Origin of the sequence: Pseudoalteromonas sp. XI10 (genome assembly GCF_001469895.1) — a bacterium.
Lineage (GTDB): Bacteria > Pseudomonadota > Gammaproteobacteria > Enterobacterales > Alteromonadaceae > Pseudoalteromonas.
Genome location: NZ_LOPY01000058.1, coordinates 1 through 210 on the forward strand (window position 1 = coordinate 1; position 210 = coordinate 210).

At 34.8% G+C, this 210-nt stretch carries 1 rRNA gene; it reads left to right on the forward strand.

Annotated elements, in window-relative coordinates:
• Window positions 1–140: 140 nt before the first annotated feature.
• Window positions 141–210 (forward strand): 16S ribosomal RNA (locus tag AUR67_RS17440); the annotation flags it as partial.

The following is a 210-nucleotide window of genomic DNA, read 5'->3' on the forward strand; positions in this document are numbered from 1 at the left end:
ACGCAAACAAATTTAGAGTCTCAAATGTAACTGAGTGACTATATAGTCAATTCGTTTTGATTTTACTTTTTTAAAAAGTAGAAACAAACAATCAGAATTCATTGAGCATGGTTTGAAGTTTACTTCAAACAAAAAACTTTTAATTGAAGAGTTTGATCATGGCTCAGATTGAACGCTGGCGGCAGGCCTAACACATGCAAGTCGAGCGGA